Origin of the sequence: Nostoc sp. JL34 (assembly GCF_017114945.1) — a bacterium.
Classification (GTDB): Bacteria; Cyanobacteriota; Cyanobacteriia; order Cyanobacteriales; family Nostocaceae; genus Nostoc.
Window position 1 is genome coordinate 1 of sequence record NZ_JABXKQ010000135.1, and the last position, 14,294, is coordinate 14,294.

The window sequence follows — 14,294 nt, forward strand, 5'->3', positions numbered from 1 at the left end:
GAAGTATTCATAGATAAAAAAGGTTTTGACCCTAGTGATCCAGTAGGTTATCTCAATAGTTTTGCCATTAGAGCTAACGCCCCCAATCGTTTATTTTTGTCTTAACATACGTGAATTTGATGAACCTCTCCCTCCCAGCCTCCCTCTCCGAAACGGAGAGGGAGGAGCAAGAAAAATTAAGCTTTTACTCCCCTCTCCGCGTGCCTAACGGCAGGCTGACGCCAACGGAGAGGGGCTGGGGGAGAGGTCATTAAATTTCTAGTCCCAATATTGCCTCACGACTAAATTATCACCGGAGCATTTGATGATGGAATATACTTCATTGCCTATCAATACTCAAGACAAAATTATGCCCCGCACTGGATTTTTAGAAGTTGAAAATTTGGTCAAGTCTTATCCGACACCTGACAAGGATGATTTTGTTGTTTTAGATGGTGTTAATCTCACGATTGGTGAAGATGAATATATTTCAGTAATTGGTCACTCTGGCTGTGGCAAATCAACGTTACTAAAAATTATCGCTGGTTTAGAAAAAGCAACTTCTGGTTCAGTCAAGCTTGATGGTAAAGAAATTCGTCAGCCAGGAGCCGAACGGATGATGGTATTTCAGAACTATTCACTATTGCCTTGGTTAACTGTCAGAGAAAATATCCGGTTAGCTGTAGATGAAGTGCTAAAAAATGCTAACCGGGCTGAAAAAATTAGCATTGTTAACGAACACTTGGCGATGGTAAACTTAACAGCGGCTGCGGATAAATATCCGGATGAAATTTCTGGAGGGATGAAACAAAGAGTAGGCATTGCTAGGGCTTTAGCAATTCGCCCCAAAATGTTGCTGATGGATGAACCTTTTGGAGCGCTAGATGCCTTAACCCGTGGTAAATTGCAGCGACAAGTGTTAGATATCTGGGAAAATAATCGACAAGCAGTGATGATGATTACTCACGATGTTGATGAAGCAATTTATATGTCAGATCGCATTGTATTAATGACTAATGGACCAAATGCGACGATTGGAGAAATATTAGAAGTGCCTTTTTCTCATCCGCGCGATAGAGCTGCTATGCGAAACTCAAAAGAATATTTTGAACTCCGTAACCACGCCCTAAATTTTCTCGATAGATATTTCACCCAAGATGAGTAAATTAGACTATCATCTCTTTAGTGGGTAGCCTAATTCAAATTCAGCCAAACTGAATTTGGAACGGAGGAACCAATGTTTGGGGCTAATCTTACGAGAGACACCTTCCAGTCTTAGCCCGTCAGCTAACTCCGTAGGCAATGGAAGGAACCCCCAAGACTTTGGCTGTAATACAGTTATTATTGGGGTTTCCTTGACTGATTTAAGATTTGAGATTTTGGTTATCGTCACTCAATCAAAAATCAAAAATCAAAAATTTGTCCCCCTGCTTCTCATTGTTAATTCATTTCATTGGGAGAAGTAAAGCTGTGCAAATCAAGCCAATGTTAGCACGTCTGCAAAGTGCCACAGGTCGAGATGACTTAATTGAACAAATGGTACTGCTGCCAGAACCAAAAAAACTCTTTTCTGAAAAAGCTCAAAGCTTAAAAGCAGTTAATTTAATTGTCGCTTATGATGCATCTCCTAACAGTCATACGGCACTAGATATTGCCTTTTGGATTGCCCATCAAACCCGTCTAGCTACTAATGCACAAGTTACAGTTCAAGCTGTTTATGTCGTAGAAGATAATCACAGCAGTCAGTATCCAAATATCTTGAGCTTTCCCCAACAACAGCCTTCATTAGAATGTCAAGTTAGTGAAGTCTCAAAGTCTGTCACACAGGTATTAACTCAACCTAAATTGCAGACAGTGATAACTCCGTTGCAACAAGCAGATATAATTCTCTGGCAAGCCCGAAGTCTGGCTGAAGAATGGCAGGGTTCCTTTAAATCTCATTTACGGTTTGGCTCCATTACCACAGAACTTAAAAAAGTTGTTGAATCAGAAACTGCCGATATTCTGTTTCTAGGTTGCAATTCTGTCAATCATCCGATGATTGAGGCTCTAGGTTCTAATTTCCCCTGTGCCGTTTTGGGCATTCCCAGTAGTATTGATGAATAATCGTTCTTTAAAATTCCAGTAATTTTTGTCAAATTTTGATCGGAGAAAAGTCACCTAAAACTAGGTGGCTTTTTTAGCTACTAAATAAATAAACTTAAAATTTTCGATCTACAAGCATCAATTATTAAATTCATGAAACACGAACTATTTTTTGATGAATTTGAAATCAAATATTATCAATGGCGATTAAAAGAAGCAGAAAAAGAAAAATTGTAGGTTAGGTGAAGCAAAGCGCAACCCAACAAAGCCCTAGAAATTTTGGGTTTCGTTCCTCAAATGCCAGTTGCTTCTCCCAAGGGGAGACGCTGCGCGAACAAGTCGGGAAACCGCAAGGGCGCAGTGGCTCCCCAACCTACACAACTAAAGTTTTTGACTAGTAACCAATTAGGTGCAATACATCGCGTAGGACGCTATAACCGGCTAAATCCCAAAGTAGGTAGGCAAGAAAGCCAATAGCTGCCAAGCGACCGTTCCAGATTTCAGCTTGAGGAGTCCAGCCAAATAAAAATGCATTGCGATCTATGCCGTTGTAAGCTTTAGCAACAGTTGATAAATCAGCAGAAGGACGTGTTTCCATTTTTTTTGTCTTCAAGATTCATTTGTTAACTTTAATGTAGCTATTTGTAACTCAACTGCTGTCTGCCTGTAGGAACAAACTATTAGCACCTCTTGTGGAGGAGAATCAACAACATATTAGTGCGGACAAATCCACCTTGAGGTGGTGACAATAAATAGCTATGCAAACAAATACAAAGTGTTGAAAAGCTGATAATTTATGTGAGATAAATCTCAATAAATAAGCAATGAAAAATTCAAAACGAACGGTATATAGTTAATATTATGTGTCAATTAGATTAAGTTTTTTATCAAGAGATAGAAAAAGTTATATCTTCCGCTGTATGAGGGTTTCAGCCTTTGGAGAGATGCTTTAAACAGCTAAATTCTACGATTCTGAGCTAAATAGTTAGGTATTGCCATAGGTACAGACATAAAATACTAAGAGTTACTTCTCAAGAAATTCTTAATTCCCCCAAATTTAAACTTAGTAGAAGGAAATACAATGTTCCAAAGTACGGAAATCATGGTGGGACTCTACAAACCACTATTGTGGTTAGCACAGGTTCCAGTAGAACCCTCAAACGTCACGCCAGCACAGGCATCAGTTCTCACTTCCGGGCCGCGCTTTTTTGTGGCTTTAATCTCCGGCGTGATTCTAGCCTTTGCTTTCCAATTAGTTCTAACTAATCTCTCCCTTGCATTTGGTATTTCCTATCTGGGGCACTCATCTGACTCGGATTCAGATAGTAGAGAAGTCGAAAGTTTGGGCGGCAGCATTCGCAAAATCGGCACAGCAGTGGGGATTTGGACATTAGTCACTGTGACGATCGCCTTATTAATCGCTTCTTTTCTCGCAGTAAAATTGAGCCTTGTAATCTTAGACCCAACATTGGGAGCGATTCTCGGTTTAGTGATTTGGGGTGCTTACTTTTTAATCCTGGTTTGGGTCAGTTCCACCACCGTAGGTTCCTTAATTGGCTCAGTCGTCAATACAGCAACCTCTGGGTTTCAGGCAATTATGGGGACAGCTACTGCCGCACTAGGCGCCAAAGCAGTCAATAACCAAGTTGTCGCAACGGCTGAAGCCGCCGCAGCTGCTGTCCGTCGAGAACTAGGAAGCGCCATCGACCCCGTGAGTATCCGGGAAAACATTGAAGATTACTTAGAAAAGATCCGTCCTCCAGAGCTAGATTTGTCAAAAATTCGGAGTGATTTTGAAAATTTACTCAACGATCCGCAATTAAAAGCGATCGCCGGAACTTCAGATATCCGCAACATCGACCGCCAAAAGTTTATCGAGTTAGTCAGCAGTCGCACTGATCTTTCCAAAAAAGACGTTAGCCGCATTGCTGATACCTTGTATAAAGTTTGGCAGCAAGTGGTAAGTCAACAACCACCCACCGAAGACCGTTTGGGTGAGTTGATGGATTATCTGAAATCACTTCCACCAGGACAAAACAAAACAGACGAACTCAACGCCAAGCTGGATCGGTTATTAGCAGAAAAACGTGGTTCCAAAGAATCTGACCAAAAAACCGCTTCAGGGCCAATTCAAAGTACACTCCAGCAAGGACTATCTGCCTTAACCGGCATTGTGTTGGGACGCACAGATTTGTCTGATTTGGATGTGGAAAAAATCTTGGGTAGTCTCACTAGCGCTAAAGATAAAGTCACCGAACAAGCAGATAAGCTAGGGTTGCCAACACCATCACAACCCTATAGCCCAATTCGGGCTGATGTCGAAAACTACTTGTACAACACTTATGCTTGGCAACTGAGTCCAGAAAGAATTGCCCAGGAATTTCATGATGTCATCTACGACCCAGCAGCTGACCCTGGAATCGTCCGCAGGGAACTAGAACGACTATCCCGCAATGATTTAGCCAAAATTTTGCAGCAACGGGGATTGCTTACCCAAGGTCAAATTCAGCGCATTGCAAATCAGCTAGAAACTGTCCGCCAAGAAGTGCTAATAACAGTCAGAGCTGTTGAAGAAAGAGATATAGTCCAAGACTTGCAACGCGCAGTAGAAAGTTACCTGCTCGTTACTCCCAAGGCAGATTTGACACCCGAAGGCATTGAGCAGAAGTTTAAACCACTGTTGCAAGACTCAGAGGCAGATTATGAAACCCTGACATTGCGACTAGCGCACCTTGACCGCCAAGAAATTCGGGAGATATTGTTACAACGTAATGATGTCCAGTTATATGAAGTAGACAGCATTCTCGATGAGTTGGAAAAACAACGCGATCGCGTCTTGGTAGAATCCAAAGGACTAGCTGAACAGGCACAATATCAAGCAGAAACCCTGTGGCTGAATGTAGAATCATATCTGCGTAACACAGGCAAATCAGAACTGAATCCTGATGCTATCCGTGCTGACTTCAAAAGGTTGCTGGAAGATCCTCAAGCTGGAATTACCTCAATTCGGGCCCGCTTGTCTCGCTTTGACCGCGATACCTTGGTGCAATTATTGAGTCAGCGGGAAGATTTGAGTGAAGATCAAGTTAATCAAATCATCAATGCTACTGAGGAGTCATGGCATAATATTCGCCACACACCCCAAGCTGTAGTAGATAAAGCGAAAGAGCAATACGACTCTGTTAGCACCACGATCGCAGATTATCTCCGAAATACTGGTAAACAAGAACTCAATCCTGAAGGTATTCAGCGAGATTTGACCAGATTGTTTGAAAATCCCAAAGAGGGAGCCGTCGCACTGCGCCGTCGGTTGTCGCAGGTAGACCGGGATACACTGGTAAAATTGCTCAGTCAACGCCAAGACTTGAGTGAAGAACAAGTCAATGAAATCATTGATTCCACCCAAACTTCGATTCGTAACTTTGTGCGTGCGCCTCGTCGCCTAGCTAGCCGTACACAGCAAAGAGTGGAAACATTCAAAGGTTATCTAGAAGAGTATCTGCGCCAAACTGGTAAGGAAGAACTAAATCCTGAAGGTATTAAACGCGACTTGCAACTACTGTTGCACGATCCGCGAGTTGGTGTAGAAAGTTTTAGCGATCGCCTTTCCCAGTTTGACCGTGATACCATCATCGCCCTGCTGAAAATTCGGGAAGATATTTCTGATGAAGAAGCGGCGCGGATTGCCGATAATATGGTGTCTGTAAGGGATCAATTTGTCGAACAAGTTCGGAGCATCCAACGGGGCATTCAAGATGCAATTGATGGGGTTTTTGCCCGCATTCGTAACTATCTCAACTCCCTGGATCGCCCGGAACTTAACTATGATGGTATTAAGCGCGATATTCGCACAGTTTTTGACGATCCCCAAGCGGGGTTTGATGCCCTGCGCGATCGCCTGTCCTCCTTTGACCGTGATACCCTAGTGGCAATTATGAGTTCTCGTGAGGACATCTCCGAGGAAGATGCCAACCGGATCATCGACCAAATTGAACGGGCCCGCAACACAGTATTGCAACGTGCAGAACGCCTACAGCACGAAGCCCAACGCCGCCTAGAAGAGGTGAAGCATCAAGCACAGCGGCAAGCAGAAGAAACCCGCAAAGCCGCAGCTACAGCAGCGTGGTGGTTGTTTGCCACAGCATTCGTCTCTGCTATTTTCTCTGCATTAGGAGGAGCGATCGCTGTAATTACGCTGTAGTTTAACAAGTTGTCTCCGCTAACTTTTAAGCCTCCTAGTTTAGGAGGCTTTTCTATGTTTGGAATGTCCATTTGTCCTGAAATATATTGGCGGATTTCGTGTGAGTATGTCTTTCAATATAGTTATATATGAATATCCTTAACCCAATACGCTTGGGTTAAGGCTAAAAACTAAAATTGGCGTAGGCTGGGGAGCCACTGCCTTGGGCGGGTTTACCGACTTGAAGCAAGTGGCGCAAGCGTATTGATCCTTTATCGCTCTCATCTCAACAATTAGGAACTCATCTTTTTTATCCTAAGTCCAAAATGTGAATAAAGTCATGCTGGAATTGTGACTTTATTCCACTGTGTCTTCTTATTTAGTATTTTAAACTGAGAGCAATGCAGCAAATAAATTAATTTGTGTAACAAACAAAACTTACTGTAAATAGAAGACGGAAGAATATCTGTTCACAAATTATTGAGAAATGCTGTAGAAAACTCAAGTAAATTAATTGATGGAGAAATTATCATGAAACGCATTCTATTAGGTACATTACTTGCTCTCCCATTTGCAATTTCCTCTTTGCCGTCACAGGCATCGGCAGCACAAATCATTGTCAGACCCAATGTTCATCAAGCTGCTATTGTGCATAAACCTATTGTTGCCCGATTTCAACGAAAGTTAATTCCTGCACATTGGGAAACAGTACGACGCGGTAACAGGTGGGTTAAGGTTCGAGTTCCTGCTCGTTATGTAAATGTAAGAGTTTAATATTTAACGTGAATTTGACAAACCCCTCCTTAATTTGAATTCTTGTTCAAACCTGTCTCTCTCTGATAACGAGAGGGACAGGTTTTGTGTAGTAAAATATTTTAGATATCTTTTTATTAGGCTGATTAGACGGACACTATGTAATCCGTCAAACTCACGTTAATATTTAAATGGAGGCTAACAACTCAAGTAAAAATTTGTTGAAAAATAAGATTTGCAAAGTAAATGAAAATATCTGAGATAAGTCAATTTAATTAACATGAATATATATCAAAGTTCTCGGCTTTTTAAAAAACTTCTGATATTTATACTAGGCATTACTTTAATGACAGCCTGTGATTCCATTCAGGCTAAAGAAAAAATTTTGAGTGGTGATAATTATGGAGAATTACATGACCAAGGAAAGTTGCGTACTTACTATTTTTACACTCCAAAATCTTATAATCCAGACCGCCCAATGCCGTTAGTTTTAGTATTTCATGGAGATGATGGTAATGGTCGGTCTATCAGTAATGTGACTCGCTTCAATGAATTAGCAGAGCAAAAAGGATTTATTGTTGTTTATCCAGATGGAATTGACCAAAAATGGAGCCTTAGAGGTAACGGTCAAGGAAGGGTAGATGATGTTTTGTTTGTCAGTGCTTTGATCGATCATCTTCAGCAGCAAATCAATATTGATAATCATAAAGTCTATGCCACCGGTTTTTCTAGAGGTGGCATACTTACCCAAGCACTGGCTTGTAAGTTACCTGATAAAATTGCTGGTTTTGCATCAGTAGCTGGTTCGCTCCCAGTTAGACTCAAACCTAATTGCCAGCCTCAAACTTCCATATCGATGTTAATGATCAACGGTACAAACGATCGCGATGTACTTTATGAAGGTAATGACCACACTCAACGAGGAGCGCTAGTTTCTATCTCAGACATGGTAGATTTCTGGCGATCGCACGATCAATGTACCTTATCAAATGCATCTTTGAAGTTTTCTAAAGATCAAGTGAAAACCGCTCTCTACACAGGTTGCAATGGCAACTCAGAAGTCTGGCAGCTAGCGGTAGTAAACGGTGGGCATTTCTGGCCTGGTGGTTCCTCAACTGATGAGAGCGTAAACAAATTCAATGCCAAGTTGGGGCTGAATGCCAGTGAAACAATTTGGAACTTTTTTCAACGTCACAGTTCATGAGTAGCTAATTTTTTAAACACCATTTTCCTTAAACCATGCCAAGAGGCGTTTCCAACCTTCCTTAGCTTCTTTCTCGCGGTAGGAGGGGCGATAATCGGCAAAAAATGCGTGGGGTGCATCAGGGTAGACGATGATTTCAGATTTGCTGCTACTGGACTTTAAGCGATCGCGCATCTGCTCTACTGTATCAAGGGGAATACCTGTATCCTTCCCACCATAGAGTCCGAGAATGGGGACTGTCAGTTTTGATGCAATATCGACGGGATATTTGGGCTGAAGTTCGGTAGCATCGCCTACAAGCTTGCCGTACCACGCCACACCTGCCTTCACCTGGGGATTGTGTGCCGCATATAACCAGGTAATGCGCCCGCCCCAACAGAAGCCTGTAATTCCCAACTTCGCGCCATTCCCCTTAGCTGACTTCTTTGCCCAATCTACTGTGGCATCAAGATCGGATAACACCTGGGCATCTGGTACTTTGGCGACAATGGGGCGAATTTCGTCTATGTTGCTTAACTTGGAGACATCGCCTTGACGCACAAATAATTCCGGTGCGATCGCTAAATATCCCAACCGAGCAAAGCGACGAGTGATATCCTGAATATGCTCATGTACACCAAAGATTTCTTGGATTACCAAGACGATAGGGAAATTATCACCAGTAGCAGGTGCTGCTCTGTAGGCAGGAATTTCGCCATCTTTGACGGGAATTTTTACCGCACCAGCTACCAACCCTTTAGCATCAGTGGTTATGACTTGGGCAGAAATGGGTTGTACTGCGAGGGCAAAACCCGTCGCCACTGTAGCTGTTGCAATAAATTTGCGGCGCGTTATTTCTTTCATCATCTCTACGTTGAATTGGCGAAAATTTTATTATTTGTTATGCGTACAGTACTATAAAATAAATATTACAGTTTATCAATCAGTCTACCGTAATATTAAGCTTCGTTTGCTGTCCAAGCGTTCTTTTTCTGTAGCAATTGTCAGCAGAAAGTCAGAAGTATTGACAAAGAGCAAGCCACGAGATTAAACAATTTTCTGTGCTGAGTTTCCTTGATAATCATCCATAATCGCTGGTAATTACTTTGGCAAATAAGTATATGTTAAAGCCAGTAAACTATTTGCTGTAGTTAAAATCTGGCTTTTATCTATTTATTAATTCCTGTATTATTTTTATAACCTCAAAATTTCATTTCTTATAGCAAGTTTCATTGCAATAAGGAGCATCGGTAAGGGCACAACAATGTTGTGTCCTTACGATAGTCTATACTCCACTTGATTGCAAACCGTTATAATTCAATATAACAATCACCGTTTGCACAAGCCTACACAAACAAATTATCCTTCATTTATTCGCCTGTATCACTTGTAAACTACCACCTGCATATAAAGTTGACTTACTCACTTCAAACCCAGTCTTAGTTAACAACTCACCTAAATCAGTTTTCAAAAATTCCCAAGCTGTTTCCGTCTCAAACAACCACAAAAACACCGATACCCCAGGCCAAAATATCGGATTTTTTGGAGCGTGAAAATCCACCAGCGTAAATACCCCTTCTGGCTTCAGCACCCGATAAACTTCATTAATAATTTTTCGTAATTGCTGAGGCTGCATCTCGTGTAATGCAACGCTGGTATGCACCACATCAAACAGATTATCTGCAAATGGCATCTCCTCGGCAAAAGCTTCTATGTATGAAGCTTCGGGTACATTTAGCCGCGCCCGTTGCAAAGACTTGGGTGAAGCATCCAGACCTGTTACATTTTGTGAAAGTTTTACTAAAAATTCCGTCGTTTGGCCACTGCCGCAACATAAATCTAATACCTGAGTATCTGAGTGAATTGTTAAGCCTTGCAAAGCAAGTTGCCGAAAACGGGCTTCACCACCTACACTAAAGGCTGCTAAACGCGAAATACCGTCATACAACCATTGATAGCGGTAACTCCAATCCCTTAAAATTGTTGCCATTGCATATTTCCTTGCTATTAAGCTTTATATTTAATAAAGATATATTGTTAACATTAGTAAAAAACCTGAAAAGATTGGGGGAAAGTAACTGCTATGGGTCGTGTAGGCGTCTTATTACTCAATCTCGGTGGCCCTGATAAGCTAGAAGATGTCGGGCCGTTTTTGTACAACCTATTTTCCGATCCGGAAATTATTCGCCTACCATTTCGCTGGTTGCAAAAGCCCCTAGCCTGGTTTATTGCCACGCGGCGAACCAGAACATCTCAAGAAAATTATAAGCAAATCGGTGGTGGTTCCCCACTGCGGCGGATCACAGAAGCGCAAGGGGAAGCTTTAAAAGAACAGTTGGGTTATTTGGGGCAAGAAGCTAATATCTATGTGGGAATGCGTTATTGGCATCCCTATACAGAAGAGGCGATCGCACAGATTACCCAAGATAAGGTAGAACATCTGGTAATATTACCACTATATCCCCAGTTTTCTATCAGTACCAGTGGTTCCAGCTTCCGGCTTTTAGATAAGCTTTGGCAAGAAGATCCAAAACTTCAACCGATTGATTACACCGTCATTCCTTCTTGGTATAAACAACCAGGCTATCTTCAAGCAATGGCGGAACTCATAGCCCAGGAACTCGAGCAGTACCCTAAACCGGATGATGTTCATATATTCTTTAGCGCTCACGGTGTTCCGAAAAGCTATGTTGAAGAAGCAGGCGACCCTTACCAGGTGGAAATTGAGGAATGTACTGCGTTGATTATGCAGACTCTCAATCGACCCAATGCCCGCACCTTAGCTTACCAAAGTCGTGTCGGCCCAGTAGAATGGCTGCAACCCTATACTGAAGATGCCCTCAAAGAACTAGGCGCAGAAGGCGTGAAAGATTTGGTTGTCGTGCCAATCAGTTTTGTCTCAGAGCATATCGAGACACTACAAGAAATTGATATTGAGTATAGAGAAGTAGCCGAAGAAGCAGGAATTCACAACTTCCGTCGCGTACCGGCTCCCAATACCCATCCAGTATTTATTAATGCACTAGCCGAATTAGTGATTGATGCACTGAGAAACCCCAGTTTCAAGCTTTCGCAAGCTGCCCAAATGAAAAAGATGGTAAAGATGTACCCTCAAGAGCGTTGGGAGTGGGGTCTGACAACTAGTGCTGAAGTATGGAATGGTCGGATTGCCATGCTGGGTTTTATTGCCTTAATCGTAGAGCTGATTACCGGTCACGGTTTCTTACACATGATTGGGCTTTTGCAGTAAAGAGTATTGGGGATTGGGGACTGGGGGCTGGGAAAGAAGCTGAGGGAAAGGCGAAAAGGAGTAGGAGAGGCAAGGGAAAAATAATCCCCAATCCCCAATCCCCAATCCCCAATCCCCAATCCCCAATCCCTAGTTCCGCCGATACCAGTCATACCACTGCTTCGCACTACGAACTGCAAACCAAAGCAGTATTAAAGCAATTACTCCTCCTTGCCAGGGAGCATCAAAGGCAAATAGTACTAGAGCAATGCACAAGGTATCTTGAAGGAAGACTGCCCACAACGGTAAGCCACGTAACCGATAGAACCAACCAATTTGGACGAGTTGGAGTACCAAAGCTAATAAACCTCCAATTATGGCAATCAGCCAGTTTGGGGTTGCTGTTGCTGTAGCTACTCCTAACCCCATAATTGCGCCTACAAGGGGAGACATGAATAACTGAACCACCTGGAGCAATCTTTGCCCCCAGAGCTTTTTTGAGGCTAATAATTCAATTAATGACCAACTGGTGAGGCAACATAATAATATTGGTGGAGAAATGTGAGATAAAATTGGAACTTGTGACCACAAGTTGCTACCCTGCAATAATCCAATAATTAGCAAAGGTATGCCTATTCTCATTCCTGCTGCGGCAGAGGCAGAAAGTGTGGCTAGGATTTCAATCATCAAAGCACTCGTAATATTAATAAATAACTAAGTATTTGTTATGTATACTACCCAGTGCTAGCAATAATTCAAGCATCAAACAGATTGCAATATTAAATTTTGTTGGTATCTTTATATATATTTTTTGATAATATCTGCGTATTTTTTGGGTAACAGGTTTGTAGTAAGCGCTTAAGCGCTTACTACAAGCAAATTAATCCTAAATACCTAATCGTTGGTAAACTTCTTCTAAATGCCGCAGATGTTGCTGGGGGTCGAAACAAACCTCTAGTTCTGCTGGAGACAATTTTTGGGTAACACGCGGATCTTTGCTAATCAAGTCTTGGAAGTTGCCCTCTGGCTGATTCCAAGCGGTGTGAGCGCTTTCTTGAACGATCGCATAAGCATCTTCTCGGCTGCTTCCCTTGTCTATTAAAGCCAGTAGCACTTTTTGGCTGAACACAACGCCGCCATAACAGTTAAGATTCCGTTTCATGTTCTCAGGATAGACCAACAGGTTTTTGACCAAATCGGTTATTTCTGACAACATAAAATGTGTCAAAGTACAAGCATCTGGCAAAATTACCCGTTCTACAGAACTGTGAGAAATGTCTCGCTCATGCCATAAAGCAACGTTTTCTAAAGCTGCACCAGCATGACTTCTGACGAGTCGTGCCATTCCCGTCAGTCGTTCCGAACGGATGGGATTGCGCTTGTGTGGCATGGCTGAGGAGCCTTTTTGACCTTTGGCGAAAAATTCTTCAACTTCTAAAACGTCTGTTTTTTGGAGATTGCGAATTTCTACAGCAAAGCGATCGATGGTTGCGGCTACCAAAGCTAATTGTTGCACGTAGTCGGCGTGGCGATCGCGGGAAATAACTTGGGTTGAGGCTGTATCGGGTTCGAGTCCGAGTTTTTGACAAGCGATCGCTTCTACACGCGGTTCAATATTGGCATAGGTTCCCACTGCACCAGAAATTTTACCCACAGCGATCGTTTGGCGGAGTATTCTCAGGCGTTCTTGGTGTCGCAACACTTCTGCTAACCAACCAGCTAGTTTAAAACCAAAAGTAATCGGTTCAGCGTGAATACCGTGCGATCGGCCAGCCATTACTGTATGACGATGTTCCCGTGCTTTTTGGCGAATTACCTGAATCAAATCTTCCAGACGTTGCAATAATAGATCCAGGCTGGCAACTAATTGCAGTGCTAAAGCTGTATCCAAAACATCCGAACTAGTTAAACCCAGGTGAATGTAGCGTCCGGCATCACCAACATATTCATTGACATTTGTCAAGAAAGCAATGACATCGTGGCGGACTACAGCCTCAATTTCCAGCACCCGCTTTGGATCAAAATCTGCCTTGGCCTTAATTTCTTCAACAGCCTCAGATGGAATGTAACCAAGTTCAGCTTGAGCCTCACAAACAGCAATTTCCACTTGCAGCCAAGTTTTTAGTTTATAGGCTTCACTCCACAGATTAGCCATTTCGGGTAAAGTATAACGCTCAATCACAGTTCGGCACAGAATACAACCGTCATATTTTACAGTCTAATTAATGTCTAATTAATGTAGATCGCTTTTTAACGCTACTTTTTGCTCAGGGACGGAACTAGTTTTTGAATCCGACATGATAATACTAATCCTGCCGTCAGCCTCTATATACGCGAACTTCACATCAGCTAAAAATTCTACACCTTGCTGACGTAACTTGCTCATCAATTCATCATCTGTAATTAACTCTCGTTGCAGATGGCGCTCAATCATCCGCCCGTTTTTTACCAATAGCAGCGGTGGCGGATTCAGGAAACGTTGGAACTGGGGAAGTTTGTAACCCAACCAGTTCAGCAAGTAACTCCAAAAAATCACTGTTCCTACCAGGATAGCGCCTTCAGTAATTGATGTGTAATTACTTGCCATAGCATTCTGAGCAGCTTCCGCAAATAGCACAACTACGAGTAAATCAGTAATTCCTAATGTTCCTAATTGTCGGCTAGGAAGTAGTCTTAGCACTGAGAACAGCGCTAAGTAGACTAGCGATCCGCGGATAATCAACTCAAAGATGCTGATGCTAGGAATAAAAATTGCTTGCCAATTGATAAAAAACCATTTTTCCATTAGCACTGATTTTCTTCCTTGTTCAATAGACTTCTGAAAAAAATCCAGTATAAAAAGGAGTCAGAATTCAGAATTGCTGAATACCTTACTCATCAACTGT

At 42.4% G+C, this 14,294-nt stretch carries 12 protein-coding genes and 1 riboswitch; of the genes, 6 read left to right on the plus strand and 6 right to left on the minus strand.

What is annotated here, in order from left to right; translation table 11 throughout:
• Positions 1–307: 307 nt before the first annotated feature.
• Positions 308–1,144, plus strand: coding sequence for an ABC transporter ATP-binding protein (locus HWQ44_RS24180; protein WP_292724242.1), 837 nt, complete (start codon positions 308–310; stop codon positions 1,142–1,144).
• Between the two features lie 32 nt (positions 1,145–1,176).
• Positions 1,177–1,293: riboswitch (cyclic di-AMP (ydaO/yuaA leader) on the plus strand.
• 171 nt (positions 1,294–1,464) lie between these two features.
• Positions 1,465–2,085 carry a universal stress protein gene (locus tag HWQ44_RS24185; RefSeq protein ID WP_292724243.1) on the plus strand — a complete coding sequence of 207 codons (621 nt, stop codon included), beginning with the start codon at positions 1,465–1,467 and terminating at the stop codon, positions 2,083–2,085.
• 373 nt (positions 2,086–2,458) lie between these two features.
• Here HWQ44_RS24185 and HWQ44_RS24190 read toward each other — a convergent pair whose 3' ends face one another.
• Positions 2,459–2,662: a high light inducible protein gene (locus HWQ44_RS24190; RefSeq protein ID WP_292724244.1), complete on the minus strand. Its 204-nt coding sequence runs from the start codon at positions 2,660–2,662 to the stop codon at positions 2,459–2,461.
• A gap of 483 nt (positions 2,663–3,145) precedes the next feature.
• On the opposite strand from HWQ44_RS24190, the gene HWQ44_RS24195 reads away from it, so the two are divergent.
• The 3 genes from HWQ44_RS24195 (at position 3,146) to HWQ44_RS24205 (ending at position 8,201) form a co-directional block, all read left to right on the plus strand.
• Positions 3,146–6,265 carry an MFS transporter gene (locus tag HWQ44_RS24195; RefSeq protein WP_292724076.1) on the plus strand — a complete coding sequence of 1,040 codons (3,120 nt, stop codon included), beginning with the start codon at positions 3,146–3,148 and terminating at the stop codon, positions 6,263–6,265.
• A 510-nt stretch (positions 6,266–6,775) separates the two neighbouring features.
• Positions 6,776–7,018 carry a hypothetical protein gene (locus HWQ44_RS24200; protein ID WP_292724079.1) on the plus strand — a complete coding sequence of 81 codons (243 nt, stop codon included), beginning with the start codon at positions 6,776–6,778 and terminating at the stop codon, positions 7,016–7,018.
• 259 nt (positions 7,019–7,277) lie between these two features.
• Entirely contained in the window at positions 7,278–8,201 is a 924-nt protein-coding gene (locus tag HWQ44_RS24205; protein ID WP_292724082.1) for a PHB depolymerase family esterase, read from the plus strand.
• A 12-nt stretch (positions 8,202–8,213) separates the two neighbouring features.
• Here HWQ44_RS24205 and HWQ44_RS24210 read toward each other — a convergent pair whose 3' ends face one another.
• Together HWQ44_RS24210 and HWQ44_RS24215 are read right to left on the minus strand one after the other, a co-directional pair.
• Positions 8,214–9,044, minus strand: a complete 831-nt coding sequence (locus HWQ44_RS24210) for a dienelactone hydrolase family protein (RefSeq protein ID WP_292724245.1) — start codon at positions 9,042–9,044, stop codon at positions 8,214–8,216.
• Positions 9,045–9,546: 502 nt separating this feature from the next.
• Complete coding sequence (locus HWQ44_RS24215) at positions 9,547–10,170, minus strand: class I SAM-dependent methyltransferase (RefSeq protein ID WP_292724084.1); 624 nt, start codon at positions 10,168–10,170, stop codon at positions 9,547–9,549.
• Between the two features lie 93 nt (positions 10,171–10,263).
• On the opposite strand from HWQ44_RS24215, the gene hemH reads away from it, so the two are divergent.
• On the plus strand, positions 10,264–11,430 hold the full coding sequence (gene hemH, locus HWQ44_RS24220; RefSeq protein ID WP_292724087.1) for a ferrochelatase: 1,167 nt from the start codon (positions 10,264–10,266) through the stop codon (positions 11,428–11,430).
• Positions 11,431–11,559: 129 nt separating this feature from the next.
• On the opposite strand, the gene HWQ44_RS24225 is transcribed toward hemH, so the two are convergent.
• The 3 genes from HWQ44_RS24225 to HWQ44_RS24235 all read right to left on the minus strand — a co-directional run bounded on the left by HWQ44_RS24225 (position 11,560) and on the right by HWQ44_RS24235 (position 14,194).
• On the minus strand, positions 11,560–12,096 hold the full coding sequence (locus tag HWQ44_RS24225) for a DUF4126 domain-containing protein (protein ID WP_099101151.1): 537 nt from the start codon (positions 12,094–12,096) through the stop codon (positions 11,560–11,562).
• A 199-nt stretch (positions 12,097–12,295) separates the two neighbouring features.
• Complete coding sequence (purB, locus tag HWQ44_RS24230; protein ID WP_292724095.1) at positions 12,296–13,591, minus strand: adenylosuccinate lyase; 1,296 nt, start codon at positions 13,589–13,591, stop codon at positions 12,296–12,298.
• A gap of 51 nt (positions 13,592–13,642) precedes the next feature.
• Positions 13,643–14,194: a DUF421 domain-containing protein gene (locus HWQ44_RS24235; RefSeq protein WP_094350414.1), complete on the minus strand. Its 552-nt coding sequence runs from the start codon at positions 14,192–14,194 to the stop codon at positions 13,643–13,645.
• Positions 14,195–14,294 lie beyond the last annotated feature (100 nt).